The following is an 18,687-nucleotide window of genomic DNA, read 5'->3' as shown; positions in this document are numbered from 1 at the left end:
GTACCGCACCGATCTCAGCCAGCAGCCAAGACCTATTAACCAACACTTAAACGCCCAGGGTGGGTCAGTTTTAGATTGGCGATACTGCCAATAAGTGGGTCAGTTTTAAACTGGCGTTGACAGCTAGAAACTCAATTGAACATGCGTGACTGCCCGCAAAGCCGTAGCATTTATTCTGCAACGCGATTTTCGCTAAAGAGACTTTATGGCGTCTAACACTCCATCATTAAGAGTTGGCTTCATTCTGCTGCCTCGCTTCACACTCAACGCCTTCGCTGGCTTCGTAGATTCCCTGCGCCTCGCCGCGGATCAAGGCGGGCGGAGCCGTATGATTCATTGCAGCTGGGAAATCATGGGAACAAAGCCGGTAACGTCAAGCTGCCGCATCGAAGTTCTTCCGAGAGTCCCGTACCAAGACCCAGGCAACTTCACCCATATCGCTATTTGTGGCGGCAATAGCTACTTAGATCACGAGGAGGATAGGGACTTAAGCTTGTATTTAAAAAAAGCCAGCCGCCTAGGGGTCAAGCTGATCGGCGTTTGCACTGGCACCTTTGCCATAGCCCGCGCCGAACTTCTCAGGGGGGAGCACGTTTGTGTTCACTGGAATGTGATCAACGACTTTCGTCAGCAGTTTCCACATATCGAGGCTACACCTGATCGTATCTTCCTGCAGTCCGCGCGTGTCATTACCTGCGCAGGTTCCTCCGGGGCTACGGATATGGCCCTACATTTAATTCGCCAATTCTGTGGTTCAGAAAAAGCACAGCAAGCTATTCGGCATATGATCCTCACCGGTGTCCGAATGTCCAATTCACCACAAACTCATTTTTTTGAGGCCATCCATGAAATCCGCGACGAACGCGTGCGCGTAGCTGTACTAACCATGGAGCAGTCCCTTAACAGCAAACTCAGTATTGAAAGCCTGGCGGCCCATCTCAACATAGGGCCACGCCAATTGAACCGCCTATTTCTTAGAGAGATGAATATGACGGCCATGCGCTATTTCCGGATAATGCGGCTGCGCTATGCCGACTGGCTGCTGCGCCACACTAATAGCTCTATCGCCGAAATTGCTGCAGATTGTGGCTTCTCCGACGCAGCTCATTTGTCACGCGATTTCACCGCCCACTACGCTAAAAATCCCAGCCATGCACGGCATACGGATGCGATCAAACTGTCCTCTAGTACGCTGACTGATTGACTCGCTTATCAACTACCAGCGCCTCCTCTTGACTAACTGCACTGCATCGCTAACAAGCAATGCCTAAACGCTGTTAAACACCCAGCCATGTCCAGAATATTCAAAACAGTGTCTTAAATATTCTATCTCAGCCATAGGCCGACACCCTATATTGGCGCCCTAGAACAATAGAACCGACACCAATTTTCTAAAAACAAACCGGAGTGTCTCTAAATGAAGCGTCACACGTCATTAAAAGTTCTTGTCACTGCAATTATTGGGTTCTCTTTGCCAGTCGCATTATCAGCTGCAGACATTGAGCTGCGCGCAGCCACAGTAGGTACCCCTGGTGGCATTCAGGTAGCAGGGTTAAACGCGTTGTCTGCCCACGTAACCGAGGCTACCGATGGCAACGTTAATATAAAGCTTTTTCCTTCCGGCGCGCTGGGGGGGCAGGTTGCCAATATTGAGTCGCTTGACTCGCACACCTTGGACATTGTTGCCATTGAAACAGCCATCACGACAATTAACAGTGATCTAGGAATCCTTTCCCTGCCCTATCTATTTCGTGACCGCAATCACGTGAATGGTGCACTCAAGGGCAAAGTTGGCGAAGAAATCCGTCAACTGCTCCTAGATGATGGTTACCGCGTTCTGGGTTTCTACGAGGGCGGTTTCCGGCACATCACCAACAACCGTAAACCGATCGTCGTCCCCAATGATTTGGGCGGGTTGCGCATACGAACGCCAGCCAGTCGTCAGCGCGTGAAAATGCTCAATGCATGGGGGGCCAACGCCTCACCACTTCCCTACCCCGAGCTCTACTCCGCACTTCAAACTGGCGTGTTCGACGGCCAGGAAAACCCTCTCGTCGAAGTGAGAGCCAGTCGTTTCTACGAAGTTCAGGAGTACCTCTCTCTTACCGGCCACGTCTACACCACTGGCTTTCTGCTTATGAACGAGACCCGCTTTCAGGCACTGCCTGAGCAGCTAAAACAGGCGTTACTGGAGGGTGGCAATAAAGCATTTGAATTAACGGTGGCTTTTGGCACAGAGGCTGATGAACAGATCGTATCGCTGGTCGAAGAGAGCGGCGTAAAAGTAAACCAGGTCGACACAGATGCATTCGTAGAAGCGTCACAGCCGCTTTGGAGCGTTTTTACCGAACAAATGTCCAGCAAAGCTCGAGATCTTGTTAAGCGGATCGCCGAAATTCCGTGACCTATGCCTTTAATGGCAGGTTGTCCAAATTAGGTTCTCCCCAGGAAGTTTCACTATGCTCGATCGATTTTTCGAAGCAGTCGCTGCGCTATTGCTATCAGCCATCACTCTGATAGCCCTAGCCTCGGTTCTGGCGCGCTACATCCTCAACATGTCACTGGCATGGAGCAGCGAGGTTCTTATCGGTCTGCTGGTCTACGCCACTTTTTTCTGCGGTTACCTAGCACTAAGGCAAGGCGCCCATCTTCGGATCGACGTTCTTGTTGCTCGCCTGTCACAACGGGCGCAGTGGTGCATCTTCTTTATCAACCAGTCTTTGATTGGCGTGGTTGCCTTAATCATGGTGATTTGGGGAATAGAACAGATGGTCACCTTTGCCCATCGCACCACATTAATGTTGGAAGCACCACGGTGGCTTTTTTACATAGCCATACCCATCGCAGGAGTCGGCATGCTGATCGAAATAATCCGCCAGTGCCTGCTTGCGATTCGAGTCGGCAAGCCACCTTATGAACTCTTGAACGAGGAAATGTCATCATGATTTTGATAGCTATCCTCCTGGCACTACTGACGCTAATCGGTCTAGCCATGCCGATTGCGTTTGCGCTAGCACTTGTATCAATTGTCGTACTTGCTTTCTCAGGCGTCGACATGCTGGTTCTTGTTCAGCAACTCTACCGAGGTACAGAGTCCTTTCCGCTGCTAGCCGTGCCAATGTTCATACTGGCAGGCCAGATTATGAATCACAGCGGAATTTCGGCTCGGCTGATCGATCTGGCGAGAGCATTAGTTGGAGCATTTCGCGGGGGTCTCGCAGCGGTCAACATTCTGACATCGATGCTTTTTGCTGGTTGAGCGGCACATCGATGTCTGATACTGCAGCTGTTGGTGGCGTGATGATCCCGCAAATGATCAAGCGCGGCTACGCGGCTCCTTTCACGGCGGCCGTCACGGCATCGTCTTCTACTATCGGCATTATTATTCCGCCCAGTGTACCCATGGTTCTATTGAGCGCTTATATGGGGCTATCCACAGGGGCTCTGTTCGCAGCAGGCCTGGTCGCAGGAATACTCATGGCACTGGGCTTGATCGCGACAGCTTGGTGGATTTCGGTCAAGCGTAATTACCCAGTAGAGGCCGCCTTTTCAGTCGGTCACCTGGGCAAGACGTTTGCCAGCGCGTTCCCCGCACTGTTGATGCCAATAATAATTCTGGGCGGCATTCTCAGTGGTGTATTTACTCCAACCGAGGCATCAGCTGTAGCTGTGGCTTACGGCGTGATAGCAGGAATGCTGCTCTATCGATCGCTTTCTGTTCGCTCGCTTTACCGGGCTCTTGTGGAAAGCGCTGTACTGACCGGCGCCGTAATGTTTGTCACTGCAGCTGCCCACACTCTCGGTTATACCTTCACCTATGAAAGCTTAGGGCAGCTGGTTTTGGGACCCATGACTGAGCTCGATATCGGCCCGATTGCGTTTCTCCTGATGCTAAGCCTGATTCTTATTATCACTGGAACGTTTCTCGACGGTATCGCAATGATGTTCATCGTTGTGCCGCTCTTTCTTCCCAGTGTTCAATTGCTTGGCATTGAGCCGCTGCAGTTCGCGATGGTCGTCATTATCTGCTGGGGCATTGGCCAGCAAACCCCACCCGTTGGCGCCGCGCTGTTTATCACTAGCGTGATATCCCGTGTCGACGTCATTCGTATCACCCGGGCCAACCTGCCCTTCATTGCTGTGATGTTTGCCGTATTGCTAGCCGTCATTTTATGGCCTGAAGGCATCGTCATGAGCGTACCCCGCTTGCTTGGACTTTAGTCAGGCCAGCATAAACCTCGATCGATCTTAAGGAATACCCATGAAAAATCAGCAATTTCTTGATGTTATTTACACACATACTGAAGGCGAGCCAACTTGTATCGTTCATAGCGGCATCCCCTATCCGCATGGTGGCGATATCCTGTCCAAGCGCGAATACCTCAAGGCAAATCATGATCACGTACGCACCAGCTTGATGAGGGAGCCCCGGGGGCATCAGCATATGTTTGGTGTCTTTCTAACTCCCCCTTCGGATGCCGACCACGATGCAGGTATGCTTTGGATGGATGGCGAACAGTTTGTGGATATGTGTGGCCATGGCACGATCGCCTTATCAATGTCCATGGTTGCCCATCGCCTGGCGCCTGCGCCCCAAGCTGACGGCATTACCAAGATTCGCTTCGAAACCACTGCGGGCACCGTCGTGTCAGAAGTTAAGGCCGATGACGAACGAGTGCACTGGACACGATTTGAAAATGTGCCGGCATTCGTGATGGAGCAGGACATTCCGGTAGAAGTACCCGGACTGGGCACATTGAAGGCTGATCTGGTGTTCGGCGGGAATTTTTTTGCGATTATTCGAGTGCCCTCAGACATACAGCCCATTTGCGCTGAAAATGGCAGCTATTTCTCCCAGGCTGGAGAAGCGGTAAAGGCAGAGATTAATCGACGCATGGAAGTACGCCACCCAACTCACCCACATATTAACGGACTAAATTTTGTTACCTTCTGGCATGAGGGAACACACCCCGACTCGCTCTACCGCAACGTCCACGTTTTCTCTGGCGGAAAGCTGGACCGGTCCCCTGGTGGCACTGGTACCAGCGCAATGATGGCAATGTTTCATGCTAGAGGTGAGCTTAAGGTCGGCCGCCCAATTTATTCCGAAGGGCTGCTTGGTAGCGGGCGCTTCACCGGCGAGATTCTCGGTGAGACAGAGATCGGCGGCTACAAAGCGATCCGTCCCAGCGTTCAAGGCACTGCCGAACTCATTGGCTACGGCAAGTGGTTGATTGACGAAACGGACCCTGTGGGTCGTGGTTTCGTTATTCGATAAATCCAACCAACCACTGTCGCCAGTATGGCGACAGTGGTTATTGTTGTGACCCTGCTACACCTCTAATCACACATTGATCCTGGTGCCACACATACTCCCAATCCGGCAACGTAGAATCAGGGCCGGCGCATTCCGTATAGCCCTCTATTACCTCAGCAACCAAAGGTCATATTCGGGCAACCCAAAAATCTTACTCTGTGCCTAAAATACAAGTCGTTATGTGGGCTTAACCGTTTTCAATGGGAGGAGCACATTTCGGCCAACCCTTTTCACGGCAACGACTTATACCGATTCAAGGCGGGGCCGGCCAGTTAAAACCGTCTAACGGGGTGCTCTCCGAGGGCAGTGGTCACAGGTTCGAATCCTGTCGGTAGCGCCATATTTTTCAAGGCCTTACGTGAAAGCGTAGGGCCTTTTTAATTTCCTGTGTCCAAATTGTGTCCACGATTTTAAACTGCTTTTTCTCCATGCTGAAATTATGTTGTGACTATTGGGCGATTAATTTCACTTTGCCAACAACTTCCTGCAAACGCGGTAGATAAACGCTCATCAGCACCTGCATGTCCACACGCGCTGCATTAGTGCTGATGTTAAGCGCTCCGAGCAGTACATTACTACCGGTGTATATCGGCACGGCAACAGAGCGCAGACCAGCATCCAGCTCCTCATCCACGATAGCGAAACCCTGTGACCGTACTTTTAGGATTTCCTTTTTTAAAGACTCCTTGGTCATAATCGAATAGGGCGTGAAAGCTTTCAATTCGACGCTTTCCAGAAAGCCATCCAACTCTTGTTCCCGTAACTGGCCTAGCAAGACCCTTCCCATAGAAGTATAGCCCGCCGGCAAACGCGTGCCCACTGACAGCGTAATCGCCATCAACCTAAGACGAGCCGGCGAACGCACTACGTAAACCACGTCGTTGCCATCTAGAACAGCTAGTGAAGAAGACTCTCCCAACTCTGCGGTAATCTCTTCAAGGTACTGCTCAATAACTGCCCGGTATTGATTTGATGCTTGGTAGGCGTAACCCGGCCCTAATACACGGGGGGAAAGCTCAAACTGACGCCCAACCCGCTTCACGTACCCCAAAGCATGCAGGGTCAAAACAAAACGTCTTGCCTTTGCGCGGTCCATATTAGTGCGAGCCGCTACCTCGCTCAGAGTCATTCTCGGATGCTCAACACCGAAAACCTGCAACACTTCCAAGCCAGAGGCCAGCGCGCCTACAAAGTCGCGATCTCCGGGCTTAAGGCTCGGTTCATCCATTCTGAGACCTTCATTCGTTAATACGTTAAGTGTGTATTATATCACAAATGTTCGTATTTCGAACAATTGTGCGTTATTCCTAATAATGGCGCATTTACCCTTGACGGTGCAAATCGAATCAAGCGATCATGTTCGCATATAAAACTTATGTTCATATAACGAACAATTAAACGCAAACAGTGGGGCGTCCGATGGCCGAATTTCTCTCTCTCCGTGAAGCGGTGAGTAAATATATTAATGATGGAGACACCGTAGCAATGGAGGGATTCACTCATCTAATTCCATTCGCAGCCGGGCATGAGGTGATTCGTCAGAAAAAGCGCAACCTGACCTTAATCCGAATGACCCCAGACCTAGTCTACGACCAGATGATAGGTGCTGGTTGCGCCAAAAAACTGATGTTTTCCTGGGGTGGTAATCCCGGGGTTGGCTCACTACATCGCCTTCGTGATGCGCTTGAGAATGGCTGGCCAAATAGCATTGAAATTCTTGAGCATAGTCACGCTGCAATGGCATGCGCCTATGACGCAGGAGCAGCGGGCCTGCCATTGGCGGTGCTTCGTGGATACGTAGGCAGCGACCTGCCTAAAGTAAATGACCAGATCAAGTTTATCGAGTGCCCGTTTACCGGCGAGCGGCTGGCTGCCGTGCGTTCAGTTCGTCCAGATGTGACAGTGATACACGCGCAGCGCGCCGATCGCAAAGGCAACGTTTTGATTGAAGGGATCATTGGTATCCAGAAGGAAGCTGTTCTGGCGGCCAAGCGCAGTATCGTCACCGTTGAGGAAATTGTCGATGATCTAAACGCCGGTGTGAACGCCTGCGTTCTTCCCTCCTGGGCCATAACCGCCGTCGTCGAAGCCCCAAAAGGCGCCAGCCCCTCCTACGCTTTGGGTTATTACGATCGTAACAATGCCTTTTACAAAGAATGGGACAGCATCGCCCGTGAACGGGACACCTTCCAAGCGTGGCTAAAGAAAAACGTCTTTGAGAAAGGAGCTGCGTGATGAGCCTCGACTTTACATCTTCCGAAATGATGAGCGTTACTGCCGCCCGTGCATTAACCAACGGGATGACCTGTTTTGTCGGTATCGGCCTACCCAGTGAGGCTGCCAACCTAGCGCGCCTGACTCATGCCCCGGATATCACACTAATTTACGAGTCCGGCACGCTAGAAACGAAACCGGATATTCTTCCGCTGTCTATTGGCGATGGCGAGCTTTGTGAATCAGCGCTAACCACGGTTTCGGTACCGGAAATGTTCCGCTATTGGCTGCAAGGCGGCCATATCAGTGTAGGCTTTTTGGGCACCGCTCAGATTGACCGCTACGCCAACCTTAATACCACACTGATTGGCGACTACCGGGCACCAAAAGTTCGCCTGCCCGGTGGTGGCGGTGCGCCGGAAATAGCCACCAACGCAAAAGAAGTCTTTATAACTGTGAGACATTCCAGGCGCACGTTTGTGAAGGACGTAGACTTCCTTACGACGGTCGGTTTTGGTCGCGATGGTAAAGCGCGAGACAACGTACCCAATATTGGCCGCGGCCCCACCATAGTCATCACCGATTTGTGCATCCTAAAACCAGACCCGGAAACTAAGGAGCTCGTCGTTCACCTGCTTCATCCCAATGTATCCCGCGAAGATGTGATCAACGCGACGGGCTGGGAGGTTCGCTTCGCCGACACGCTGGAAACCACCCCCGCTCCGACCACTGCAGAACTGAAAGTATTGCGCAGACTAAAAGCACGTACCACGGCTCACCACGCTAGCCAACATTGAGGCTTATTATGACTGATGTATTTTTATGCCACCCACGCCGTTCAGCTATCGGTCGTTTTGGCGGCACGCTATCCGTTGTCCGGCCGGACGATCTGGCTGCTCTGATTTTCAAGGCTGTGCTGGCACAAGCGCCCGAACTCGACCCGGCTGCCATCGACGAAGTTATGATGGGCTGCGCCAACCAGGCCGGTGAGGACAACCGGAACGTAGCCCGTATGTCGGCATTACTTGCCGGCCTGCCTGATTCTGTTCCCGGCACCACAATCAACCGTCTTTGCGGCTCCGGTATGGACGCAATAGGCAGCGCCTTTCGTGCCATACGCAGCGGCGAAATGAACCTGGTACTGGCAGGTGGCGTGGAATCCATGTCACGGGCGCCTTATGTTATGGGCAAAGCAAACAGCGGCTTCGTACGCGATCAAAAGATTGAAGACACCACCATCGGCTGGCGCCTTGTGAATCCGCTGATGAAGCAAGAATACGGCGTCGACTCCATGCCAGAAACGGCTGAGAACGTCGCGGAGCAGTTCAATGTGTCGCGCGAAGACCAAGACCTGTTTGCACTACGCTCTCAGCAAAAAACAGACCGCGCCCAAAGCAAAGGCCTGTTTAACGAAGAAATAGTACCGATCTCAATACCACGCCGTAAGCAGGAAGCGCTGATATTCGATACTGACGAGCATCCCCGCAGCACAACTCTGGACAAACTCGCCGCTTTGCGAGCACCGTTTCGAGAGGGCGGCAGCGTCACCGCCGGCAATGCATCCGGTGTCAATGACGGGGCAGCGGCTATGCTTATCGCCAGCGCTGCGGCGGTGAAACAACACAATCTAAAGCCTATGGCGAAAATTCTGGGGATGGCTACAGCTGGTGTTGAACCCCGAATTATGGGTATCGGTCCGGTCCCAGCCACTCGCAAGCTACTGGAAAAGCACGGCATCAGCATTCACGATGTTGACGTCATCGAACTGAACGAGGCGTTTGCCGCCCAGGGGCTGGCTGTTCTTCGGACACTGGGTATCGCCGACGATGATCCGCGGGTAAACCCGAATGGCGGTGCGATTGCGCTGGGCCACCCACTGGGAATGTCAGGTGCACGCCTTGTCATGACTGCCGCACACCAGCTGCAGCGTAGCGGCGGGCGTTATGCCCTGTGCACCATGTGCATAGGCGTTGGTCAAGGAATAGCGACGCTGATTGAACGGGTATAAACCAACAAATCAAAACCTTCAAAACGCGGCAAACCCCGACAATATCGGGGTTTGCTAGCAACGGCATTATAAATGCCTTAGAACCCTGCTATCTTTTGCTTCACTGCAAATCACTCATACCGCAGCTTCATTTCTGGCTACCCAGTAGCGACGGATCGCGAATATCAATGATGCGATTGTGAGCATAACGAAGACCCAGGTAATCGGACCGCGGAAGAAAATCGAAAGATCATCCTTACTGATTAACATCGTACGCCTCAAGTTATCTTCAAACATTGGCCCTAAGATAAACCCGATCAGAAATGGAGCTGATGCGATCCCCGTTCTGTTAAAGACGAACCCCAAAACACCGAACGCCAGCATCAAGCCAATATCAAAAGTACTGTTGTTAACCGCATATGCTCCGTAAATACAGAACATTAGAACGATGGGCAACAAGATAGTTTTAGGAATATCAGCAATAACAGAAAAATAACGAATGGCCGCATTGCCAACGAACAATAAAACAACCGAGCTGACCATAATCCCACAAAAAAGTGCGTAAACCAGCGTTAGATTTTCCTGAAACAGGATCGGGCCAGGTGTCAAGCCGTGAATCATGAACGCGCCTAGAATAATGGCAGTAATGACGTCACCGGGAATACCCAACGACAACAGCGGAATCAGCGTTGCACCAGCCACACCGTTATTACCAGCTTCAGCAGCGGCAACACCTTCGATCTCTCCTTTACCGAAGTTGGCTTTGTTTGGTGATGTGCGTTTGGCTTCACTGTAGGAAATGAACGCAGCCGTGGTGGCACCAGTTCCAGGAATCGCACCGATTATAACGCCAATCACACTTCCGCGGACAATTGTTTTCAAAAGCCCTTTAAACTCTTTCCATGTTAATGAGGCACCAGCTACAGCCGTACGAAGATGAGGAGCCACCTTCGATGTATAAAAATCAATAACCTCTGGAATCGCAAACAAACCAATCAGCAACGGAATAAAGGACACGCGATCCATAAGGTTATAATCATCAAACGTCAATCGCTGGGTCCCGTAAACTGCATCAAGACCAATAGTCGATACAATAATACCCAGGCTCGCCGCAATCAGTCCTTTAATAACAGAATCGCCTGAGACAGATACGATGATCGTCAGCGAGAAACAAATAAGCCAGAAATATTCGGGGGGACCGAAGTTAAGCGCAATTTTCGCCAGATAAGAGGCGAAAAAAATCAAAGCAAGGTTGGAGATCATGTCTGCCACTACAGACGAGTATAGAGCCGTTTTTAAAGCTTTCTTGGCCTTACCCTGTTGCGCCATCGGATAACCATCCAACAACGTGCAGGCTGCCGCAGGGGATCCCGGTGTTCGAATCAGAATAGCAGTAATTGAGCCCCCGTACATGCCACCTTTATAAATGCCAACCAGTAATAGAATAGCGGTCACCGGCTCCATTGAAAATGTAAACGGTAACGCCAGAGCTACCGCCATGGTCGCCGTTAGCCCCGGAATTGCACCAACGACAACCCCAATCAATACCCCTACCGCAATGGCAAGAAAATTATCAACGCTCAGGAAAAGAGCCAGAACTTCTGAAAAGTTTTCCATTTTGAGTAACCCAAAAACGTATTGTCTGATAACAGACGGAAGCCTTGTACCGGTGAGCGTTCCGATCCACCATGCGCGCGGTTCAGATAAGGGAGAGTGACTCCCAGAGCGTTCCGGCTGGAAGAGGAACATAAAGTACATAAATGAACAGCAAGGTCACGACAACTGGAAACACGATCACAAGCGCGTAAACCCATGGATTACGTAAGCCGCTAGCCAAAAACAGCAACGCAGTAGCCAGCACGCCACTTCCAATAGCGCCAAGTTCTTCAAAGAAAAGTACGTAAACAATACCCGCGGCTACCATCAGAGCCTGACGCATAACAGGCACGCCACGTCGAAACTCATTTACTTCTTCCCGCTTGGGAGGCTTGATCAAGCCATCAATCATCAGAAGAGTTGACAAAGCTAAAACCATCCAACCAGCTAACTGAGGGAGGAACCGTGGCGACAGCAATGGATGCTGCATATCGGAAGGTATCACGATGTAGCCAGGGACAACGTAAAACAAGAAACACGCCGCCAAGACCGCAAAAATGCCCCCTAGAGCCGAATTCGGGTTCCACCTACCGTAAAGAGGCTCACTGTCCGCGACAAATTGTTGCTCAGACTTTTCCATGATTTGGCCCTGTATGCCGATCTATCTCAAAGAAAAATGCGAGGCCATCTCACGGACAAGCCTCGCCCCAAAAGTCGCCTTATTAACGCTTCAGATTTGCTTTTTCTGCAACGTCAGACCACTTCTGCACCTCATCTTGAACAAACTGACGGAAGTCATCGCCCACAACCTCGCCGGCTTCTGCACCAAACTGCGGCAGAAACTTCTTGAACTCGTCACTGGACATCACGTTGTCCAAAGCCGCTTGAAGCTTAACCATACCCTCTTCCGGGAATGACTTGTGTACAATCAGGCCAAACCAGGCAGATGTTTCATAGGTCTCGAGCCCATAGCCTTTGCCTGCTTTTCGCATCGGCATTACGCCTGGCAAAAACTCAGACTCTTCCACAGTTGTGACCGCTAGCGCTTTAAGCTTGCCAGACTGGATATGGGGATAAACCGTAGGCATGTTTTCGAACGCCACATCCACATCACCGGATAGCAGAGCAGGAAGAGCCTCACCTGAGCCGCGGAAAGGCACATGCACCAGATTGGCCTTAGTCATGGTTTTAAAAAGTTCACCGGACATGTGTACTGAACTACCAATGCCAGGTGAACTGAATGTCAATTGCTGACTACGGGCGGCTTCAACAAATTCAGCCACTGTGTTGTAAGGGCTATCACTCGGCACCACCATGACATTGGGAATATTAATAACGTTGCGCACAAACGCAAAATCTGAAACAGGATCGTAACGAAGGTTAGGATAGAGCGACGCACCAATCGTGTGGCCGGGAGATGCCATTAGCAGCATGTAATCCGATCCACGTCCACCGCGAGCCAACTGACCGGTTGCCACGGTAGAGCCCGCACCGGGGCGATTCTCAACCACGACGGTGGTCAGCTCTTTTTGCAGCATATCTGCAACCTTACGCGACAAAAGATCTGTCGTCCCGCCCGCAGAATAGGGCACTACCAGACGTATATTGTCCTCCGGCCATTCCTTAGCCTGTACCAGTCCTATGTAGGACAATGACACTGTGGCTAAGGCGCACAAAAGACTGCTCTTCAAACGGCTCTTCGTTAGTTTCATCATTTTTGTGATTATCCTACTCTTTGACTTTTAGTTCGATTATCGAACTTATGTTCGCATATTGTTCGCGTACGCAATCTTACATATTCATTCGGAAGGTGCAAGATTTTTTCCCTTTCCGAAGGCTATTCCGGTGATTGATGGAACTATAGTTGCTGAAAAGATTTGTCGTAAATAAGAACGGTCGTCAGATTGTGACGTCCATATTCAATTTTGAGCTTTGAAGGGTATGACCGCTCCAGGGGCAAACGACAGGAGAAAGGCAAAGTCGCCTTTTTCAGAGACACAACAATACATGGGTAAAAGCCGGCGTCAGGGTAACGCTTCGGTAATTTTACGGGCGGCTTCCTGCATAATGGGCACATATTTTTGAATTATGCCGTCAATAGAAACGGTGCTGACATGACTACTGGAATTCAGCGCAAATCTTGCGGTACCACTACGATCAAACACCGGCACAGCGAGCGCTCGCATTCCTAGTTCAAGCTCTTGGTCCACAATGGCGTATCCTTCCGAGCGTACCTTGTTTAACTCGGCTCTTAATTCGTCTGGAGCCATGGTGTAACCCGTCAGTTTTTCAACCTGTGTTTTCTGCAGCAGGCTTTCCAACTCCGCGTCCTGCAACGCCGCCATCAGAACCCTGCCCCCGGACGTGGCATAGGCCGGCAAACGAGCGCCAATTTGAAGGTTAATGGGAATTAAGCCCCTACGGGAAATTCTAGCCACGTACACAATATCGACACCATCAAGCACCAACGCAGAGCAGGATTCCCCAAGTTTGTAGGAGACCTCTTCCATGAAGGGTGTAATAGCCTCAGAGAAATCCAAAGACGCTAGATACGAGTAGCCGAGTTCCAAGACCTTGGCCGTCAAACGGAATTTTTTATCGTCTTGGGAAACATAACCCAACGCCTGCAGAGTCAGCAGGAATCGGCGCGCCGATGCTCTAGATAGATTATTTTTTTTCGCAAGTGCTGACAGCGTCATCGACGGCGTGTGAGTGTCGAAGGACCGTATAACCTCAAGCCCGCGCGCAAACGTGGACAAAAACTCCTTGCCCGGACCTGCCGCATCCCTATTCTGGTGACTCACCCTGATTTATCCCTTTTGTATAAGCATCTGCAACCGCTCGATAGTCGGCTATTTGCTTTGAAATGGCGGATAATGACAGCGAAAAATCGGCTATGCAAGCCACCCGAATATTCCAAACGACTGAGACTGAGACCTGCGTCCGCCCCCGCCTACGACTTCAAGCTTAATCGTTGCTGGCAACCCAGTCTTCAAGACTCTGATTGTTCTCGGCAAGTTTCGCCAACAATGGTGCAGGTTTCCAGTAAGCTTCACCAGTACGCTTATAAAGATCGTCTATGCAGCCATACACCTTATCGAGGCCCAGACGACTTGCATAGAACATGGGCCCGCCTCGGTAAGCCGGAAAACCATAGCCGTGCACGTACACAGCATCAATATCGCTTGGTCGCTGCGCAATGCCTTCTTCAAGGATGCGGAAACCTTCGTTGATCAACGCCATTAAATGTCGATTCAGGATCTCCTCATCGCTCAACGCACGGCGACTTACACCGTATTTTTCAGCCTCCGCCTTGATCACTGCAAGTACGTCCGGATTGGCAGAGCGGGCGCGGGTGTGCGAATCATAACGATAATAGCCGGCACCGGTTTTCTGCCCCAGCCGGCCCATTTCAACCAGTGTGTCAGCAATTGCATAACTGCGGGGGTCGCCCCTTTGTTCAGCGGTCAGCGCCTGCCGTGATTTGTAGCCGATGTCCAAACCTGCTAGGTCACCAACCGCCAACGGCCCCATTGCCATGCCAAAGCGGGTCAGCACGCCATCTATCTGCCCGGGTTCGGCACCCTCGATCATACAAAGCTGGGCCTCACGCGCATATTGCCGCAGCATGCGGTTACCAATAAAGCCAAAACACACACCCGCCAGCACCGGCACCTTACCAATACGCTTGCCCAGCCTCATGACTGTAGCAACAACGTCGTCAGCGGTTTGTTCTGCGCGAACAACCTCAAGCAAGCGCATAACGTTAGCCGGGCTAAAAAAATGCAGCCCCACCACATCCAGGGGGCGCGTGGTAGCAGCAGCAATCTCATACACGTCCAGATAAGACGTGTTAGATGCCAGAATTGCCCCTGCTTTACAGACTTCGTCAAGGCGACCAAACACTTGTTTCTTTACATCCATACTTTCGAAAACGGCTTCAATCACTAGGTCAGCACTGGCCAGTGCTGCGTAATCCGTGGTGCCTGAAATCAGTGCCTGGCGCGTTGCTGCCTCCTCCTCGGACAGTTTCCCTTTGCCAACAGTAACCGAGTAATTCTGGCTAATCAGGGCCAAGCCTGCATCCAGCCCACCCTGGTTGAGCTCCAACAGGGTTACAGGGATACCAGCGTTGGCAAAGGACATGGCAATCCCGCCCCCCATAGTCCCTGCGCCGATAACCGCCACCTGATCAATGCTTCTTGGCGTGATGTTTTTGTCCAGCCCCAATACCTTCGGCGCCTGACGCTCGGCAAAGAAGATATGGCGCAACGCCGCCGACTGCTCTGACTGCGACCGCTCGATGAAACTGGAGCGTTCGTAAGCCAATCCCTCATCAAAGGGCATCGTTATGGCTGCCTCAACACAATCAACAATCTTCTGCGGCGACTCCTGTCCCCGCTTGCGCTGGTTCAGCCTGTTGCGATAAGCATCAAAAGCTTCACCGGCGAAGCTTTCCGGCGCAATGGACATATCCCGGATGCGCCGTGGCCCGGTGCCGCTCGCCACCAGTTCACGAGCGTAAGCCAGCGCGCCGTCTTTCATAGAACCACTCAGTACACGGTCAATCAGGCCCAACTTTAAGGCCTTACTCGCAGCAATTTTCTGCCCGCCCGTCATCATATCCAGAGCCGCTTGTACGCCAATCAGGCGAGGCACCCGCTGAGTCCCACCCGCGCCGGGCAAAAGCCCTAGGGTTACTTCAGGCAACCCGACAAACGCCGACTCCAGTGCACAGCGGTAATGACAGCTCAACGCCAACTCAAACCCGCCGCCCAGAGCCGTACCATGTATCGCGGCAACAACAGGCTTGGCCAAAGCTTCAATCGCCGCGTTTACCTGAGGCAATGAGGGTTCAGCAATGGGCTTGCCGAACTCGCTGATATCAGAACCTGCAATAAAGGTGCGGCCCTCGCACAGGATGACAACCGCTTTAGAATCGTCTGCATGGGCCGTGGTGATCGCCTCCAGAATGCCCTTGCGGACCCCGTAAGACAGAGCATTCACCGGCGGGTTATCAATAGTGATAACCCCCAACTCGTTGACTCGATGATAAGAAACCAACATAAATGAAGTTCTCCTGTGAAATGCAGTAGCAAAAGCCGCGTTGCACTTTGCGGCTTTTGCTATGTAGGAAATCCGGCTGGGTTATAGGACACCGCTGGCGCGAAGCGAAGCGATGTCTTCAAGCGATTTATCAAGCAGCCGCTGCAGAACGGAGTCGGTGTCTTCCCCCAGCAAGGGCGGCGCTTTGCGATAAGTTTGCGGGGTTTTCGAAAACTTGATCGGGTTAGCAATACCCGGCACCTTGCCCAATTGGGGATGCTCCAGTTCAATCTTCATATTGCGGGCTTGTACCTGCGGATCTTCAAAGACTTCCGCAATGTTCTGAATGGGGCCGCAGGGAACATGAACACTAACCAGACTATCCATCCATTCACGGCTGGTTCTGGTGCGCATGCGCTCACAGATCTTTCCTACCATCTCTTGCCGGTGCAGCACGCGCTGTGGGTTGGTTGAAAAACGCGGATCTTCTGCCAGTTCCGGACACCCAAGCGCGTTACACAAGCGCTGAAACTGGCCGTCGTTACCTACTGCAATGATGACCTGACCATCCTGGGTGGGGAACGGTTGGTAAGGCGCAAGATTCGGGTGATACTCCCCGGTGCGCCCGGGCACCTTGCCGCTGCAAAAGTAATTCAGCGCCTGATTCGCCAGCCAGCTGACCTGCACGTCCAGCAACGCCATATCAATATGTTGGCCCTCACCTGTCTTTGATCGATGGTGGATGGCAGACAGAATCGCGATCACGGCGTTCATGCCGGTGGTCAGATCGGCCACAGCCATTCCGACTCTCTGCGGCCCGGCTCCGGGCTGACCGTCAGCGGCCCCGGTGATGCTCATCAGTCCGGCCTGGGCCTGAATCAGATAATCGTAACCGGCATCACCCGCCATCGGGCCGGTATGGCCAAAGCCGGTAACCGAGCAATACACCAGGCCCGGATTTATCTTGGCCATATCCGCATAGCCCAGGCCTTTTTTGTCGAGCCCGCCGGTTTTGAAGTTCTCAACCAGTACATCGCACTCGACTACCAGCTCCCGAATCAGGGCTTGCCCGTCAGGATTGCCCAGGTCTACCGTCACCGAGTGCTTCCCCCGATTGGCGGACAGGTAATAAGCCGACTGCTTTGTAGGATTGCCCTGCGCATCCTTTAGCCACGGAGGCCCCCAGTGTCGGGTATCGTCACCCACATCCGGGCGTTCAATCTTGATGACCTCTGCACCCAGGTCCGCCAGGATCTGGGTGCACCAAGGGCCGGCCATAACACGAGACAAATCAAGTACACGAATACCTGACAATGGACCCGCCATAGATAACTCCTAAATCAAATCGCGTTTTGAGCGTTACGAATAATCTGCTTGGCAATGACTAGCTGCTGAATCTGAGAGGTGCCTTCGTACAAACGGAACAGGCGCACATCTCGGTAAAAACGCTCTACACAGTATTCGCTGATATAACCGGCGCCACCATGAATCTGTACCGCTCGATCAGCTACCCGCCCCACCATTTCCGTACAGTACAGTTTGCAGCTGGCCGCATTCATGAGAACCGACTCTCCCGCATCGTATGAACGGGCTGTTTCTTCAACCATGCACTTCCCGGCGTAGTACTCCGTCTGACTATCAGCAAGCATTGCCTGAACCAGCTGGAAGTTGGCGATTTCAGTGCCAAACTGCTTCCGCTGGGTAGCATAGTTAACACTTTCATCGATCAGGCGCTTTGCCGTACCGACGCTTAAAGCGCTGATATGGAGCCGCCCCCGATCCAGAACTTTCATTGCAGTTTTAAAACCCTGCCCTTCCTTGCCGCCAATCAGAGCCCCCAACGGCACTCGCACATTGTCGAAAATGACGTCGCAGGTATGTGCTCCTTTTTGCCCCATTTTCTTGTCGGGCTTACCCAGGGAGATACCTGGCAGAGTTGCGTCCACCAGGAAGGCAGAAACACCCCGACCACCCTCTTCACGAGTGCCCGTTCTGGCCATAACGGTGAACACGCCAGCGCGGGGTGCGTTAGTGATGTAGCGCTTACTGCCATTAATAATATAGTCATCGCCGTTGCGCCTGGCGCTGGTCATGACCGAACCTGCATCAGAACCCGCATCAGCTTCGGTGAGTGCGAACGAACCAATCAATTCGCCACTGGCCAGCCTCGGCAAGTATTTGGCTTTCTGCTCCGGGGTACCATCGATCACAATACCCTGGGAACCAATGCCAACATTGGTTCCGAACATGGAACGAAAAACCGGTGAGGTGTAGCCCATTTCCTGAATAATGGCTACTTCTTCGGCCATATTCAGGCCCAGCCCACCAAACTCCTCTGGAATGGACAAGCCAAACAGCCCCATCTCTTTCATTTCGTCAATCACGTCTTCGGGGATCAGGTCGTCTTCTGCAACCTGCATTTCCAAGGGAACAAGACGATCGCGCACATAGCGGCGAACACTGTCGACAAATTGGTTCAGAGTTTCTTGATCAAGTGCCATCACGGCCTCCGCAGTTTTGCAGGTTC

At 52.1% G+C, this 18,687-nt stretch carries 15 protein-coding genes and 1 pseudogene; 8 read left to right on the top strand and 8 right to left on the bottom strand.

Annotated elements, in window-relative coordinates:
* Window positions 1–205: 205 nt before the first annotated feature.
* The 5 genes and pseudogenes from ENI00_RS00230 to ENI00_RS00205 all read left to right on the top strand — a co-directional run bounded on the left by ENI00_RS00230 (window position 206) and on the right by ENI00_RS00205 (window position 5,278).
* Window positions 206–1,204, top strand: a complete 999-nt coding sequence (locus ENI00_RS00230) for a GlxA family transcriptional regulator (RefSeq protein WP_304097075.1) — start codon at window positions 206–208, stop codon at window positions 1,202–1,204.
* 213 nt (window positions 1,205–1,417) lie between these two features.
* The gene (locus ENI00_RS00225) at window positions 1,418–2,404 is read left to right on the top strand and encodes a TRAP transporter substrate-binding protein (protein ID WP_304097072.1); all 987 of its coding nucleotides are present in this window, start codon (window positions 1,418–1,420) and stop codon (window positions 2,402–2,404) included.
* A gap of 55 nt (window positions 2,405–2,459) precedes the next feature.
* Window positions 2,460–2,945 (top strand): TRAP transporter small permease, encoded by a 486-nt coding sequence (locus tag ENI00_RS00220; RefSeq protein ID WP_304097069.1) that lies wholly within the window; start codon window positions 2,460–2,462, stop codon window positions 2,943–2,945.
* A pseudogene (locus tag ENI00_RS00210) lies at window positions 2,942–4,221 on the top strand (TRAP transporter large permease). The gene ENI00_RS00220 and the pseudogene ENI00_RS00210 overlap by 4 nt, the downstream one beginning before the upstream one ends.
* Window positions 4,222–4,261: 40 nt before the next feature.
* Window positions 4,262–5,278, top strand: a complete 1,017-nt coding sequence (locus ENI00_RS00205; protein ID WP_304097060.1) for a proline racemase family protein — start codon at window positions 4,262–4,264, stop codon at window positions 5,276–5,278.
* 487 nt (window positions 5,279–5,765) lie between these two features.
* Here the strand turns inward: ENI00_RS00205 and ENI00_RS00200 are convergent, their stop codons facing one another.
* On the bottom strand, window positions 5,766–6,545 hold the full coding sequence (locus tag ENI00_RS00200; RefSeq protein WP_304097057.1) for an IclR family transcriptional regulator domain-containing protein: 780 nt from the start codon (window positions 6,543–6,545) through the stop codon (window positions 5,766–5,768).
* 191 nt (window positions 6,546–6,736) lie between these two features.
* Here ENI00_RS00200 and ENI00_RS00195 point away from each other — a divergent pair, with 191 nt between their 5' ends.
* Genes ENI00_RS00195 through pcaF form a run of 3 tightly spaced genes read left to right on the top strand, consistent with a single transcriptional unit; the run spans window position 6,737 to window position 9,539 of the window.
* Entirely contained in the window at window positions 6,737–7,552 is an 816-nt protein-coding gene (locus ENI00_RS00195) for a CoA transferase subunit A (RefSeq protein WP_304097054.1), read from the top strand.
* On the top strand, window positions 7,552–8,328 hold the full coding sequence (locus ENI00_RS00190) for a CoA-transferase subunit beta (protein WP_304097050.1): 777 nt from the start codon (window positions 7,552–7,554) through the stop codon (window positions 8,326–8,328). The genes ENI00_RS00195 and ENI00_RS00190 overlap by 1 nt, the downstream gene beginning before the upstream one ends.
* A gap of 5 nt (window positions 8,329–8,333) precedes the next feature.
* Entirely contained in the window at window positions 8,334–9,539 is a 1,206-nt protein-coding gene (gene pcaF, locus ENI00_RS00185; protein WP_304097078.1) for a 3-oxoadipyl-CoA thiolase, read from the top strand.
* Window positions 9,540–9,653: 114 nt separating this feature from the next.
* Here the strand turns inward: pcaF and ENI00_RS00180 are convergent, their stop codons facing one another.
* The 7 genes from ENI00_RS00180 to ENI00_RS00150 all read right to left on the bottom strand — a co-directional run bounded on the left by ENI00_RS00180 (window position 9,654) and on the right by ENI00_RS00150 (window position 18,661).
* The gene (locus ENI00_RS00180; RefSeq protein WP_304097047.1) at window positions 9,654–11,135 is read right to left on the bottom strand and encodes a tripartite tricarboxylate transporter permease; all 1,482 of its coding nucleotides are present in this window, start codon (window positions 11,133–11,135) and stop codon (window positions 9,654–9,656) included.
* 82 nt (window positions 11,136–11,217) lie between these two features.
* Window positions 11,218–11,754: a tripartite tricarboxylate transporter TctB family protein gene (locus tag ENI00_RS00175; protein WP_304097044.1), complete on the bottom strand. Its 537-nt coding sequence runs from the start codon at window positions 11,752–11,754 to the stop codon at window positions 11,218–11,220.
* A gap of 82 nt (window positions 11,755–11,836) precedes the next feature.
* Window positions 11,837–12,829 carry a Bug family tripartite tricarboxylate transporter substrate binding protein gene (locus tag ENI00_RS00170; protein WP_304097042.1) on the bottom strand — a complete coding sequence of 331 codons (993 nt, stop codon included), beginning with the start codon at window positions 12,827–12,829 and terminating at the stop codon, window positions 11,837–11,839.
* A gap of 309 nt (window positions 12,830–13,138) precedes the next feature.
* On the bottom strand, window positions 13,139–13,918 hold the full coding sequence (locus ENI00_RS00165) for an IclR family transcriptional regulator domain-containing protein (protein ID WP_304097039.1): 780 nt from the start codon (window positions 13,916–13,918) through the stop codon (window positions 13,139–13,141).
* 163 nt (window positions 13,919–14,081) lie between these two features.
* On the bottom strand, window positions 14,082–16,181 hold the full coding sequence (locus ENI00_RS00160) for a 3-hydroxyacyl-CoA dehydrogenase NAD-binding domain-containing protein (RefSeq protein ID WP_304097036.1): 2,100 nt from the start codon (window positions 16,179–16,181) through the stop codon (window positions 14,082–14,084).
* 81 nt (window positions 16,182–16,262) lie between these two features.
* Complete coding sequence (locus ENI00_RS00155) at window positions 16,263–17,486, bottom strand: CaiB/BaiF CoA transferase family protein (protein WP_304097033.1); 1,224 nt, start codon at window positions 17,484–17,486, stop codon at window positions 16,263–16,265.
* Between the two features lie 14 nt (window positions 17,487–17,500).
* A complete protein-coding gene (locus ENI00_RS00150) occupies window positions 17,501–18,661 on the bottom strand; it encodes an acyl-CoA dehydrogenase family protein (RefSeq protein ID WP_304097031.1) in 1,161 nt (386 codons plus the stop codon).
* Window positions 18,662–18,687: the final 26 nt, after the last annotated feature.

It is taken from the genome of Marinobacter antarcticus, from assembly GCF_011049865.1.
Lineage (GTDB): Bacteria > Pseudomonadota > Gammaproteobacteria > Pseudomonadales > Oleiphilaceae > Marinobacter > Marinobacter antarcticus_A.
This window is presented reverse-complemented; position numbering and strand designations above follow the sequence as displayed.

What these genes read in the sequence shown, in the direction of transcription:
- ENI00_RS00230 (WP_304097075.1), top strand. Translation starts at nt 206, where the DNA reads ATGGCGTCTAACACTCCATCATTAAGAGTTGGCTTCATTCTGCTGCCT.
- ENI00_RS00225 (WP_304097072.1), top strand. Translation starts at nt 1,418, where the DNA reads ATGAAGCGTCACACGTCATTAAAAGTTCTTGTCACTGCAATTATTGGG.
- ENI00_RS00220 (WP_304097069.1), top strand. Translation starts at nt 2,460, where the DNA reads ATGCTCGATCGATTTTTCGAAGCAGTCGCTGCGCTATTGCTATCAGCC.
- ENI00_RS00205 (WP_304097060.1), top strand. Translation starts at nt 4,262, where the DNA reads ATGAAAAATCAGCAATTTCTTGATGTTATTTACACACATACTGAAGGC.
- ENI00_RS00200 (WP_304097057.1), bottom strand. Translation starts at nt 6,545, where the DNA reads ATGGATGAACCGAGCCTTAAGCCCGGAGATCGCGACTTTGTAGGCGCG.
- ENI00_RS00195 (WP_304097054.1), top strand. Translation starts at nt 6,737, where the DNA reads ATGGCCGAATTTCTCTCTCTCCGTGAAGCGGTGAGTAAATATATTAAT.
- ENI00_RS00190 (WP_304097050.1), top strand. Translation starts at nt 7,552, where the DNA reads ATGAGCCTCGACTTTACATCTTCCGAAATGATGAGCGTTACTGCCGCC.
- ENI00_RS00180 (WP_304097047.1), bottom strand. Translation starts at nt 11,135, where the DNA reads ATGGAAAACTTTTCAGAAGTTCTGGCTCTTTTCCTGAGCGTTGATAAT.
- ENI00_RS00175 (WP_304097044.1), bottom strand. Translation starts at nt 11,754, where the DNA reads ATGGAAAAGTCTGAGCAACAATTTGTCGCGGACAGTGAGCCTCTTTAC.
- ENI00_RS00170 (WP_304097042.1), bottom strand. Translation starts at nt 12,829, where the DNA reads ATGATGAAACTAACGAAGAGCCGTTTGAAGAGCAGTCTTTTGTGCGCC.
- ENI00_RS00160 (WP_304097036.1), bottom strand. Translation starts at nt 16,181, where the DNA reads ATGTTGGTTTCTTATCATCGAGTCAACGAGTTGGGGGTTATCACTATT.
- ENI00_RS00155 (WP_304097033.1), bottom strand. Translation starts at nt 17,486, where the DNA reads ATGGCGGGTCCATTGTCAGGTATTCGTGTACTTGATTTGTCTCGTGTT.
- ENI00_RS00150 (WP_304097031.1), bottom strand. Translation starts at nt 18,661, where the DNA reads ATGGCACTTGATCAAGAAACTCTGAACCAATTTGTCGACAGTGTTCGC.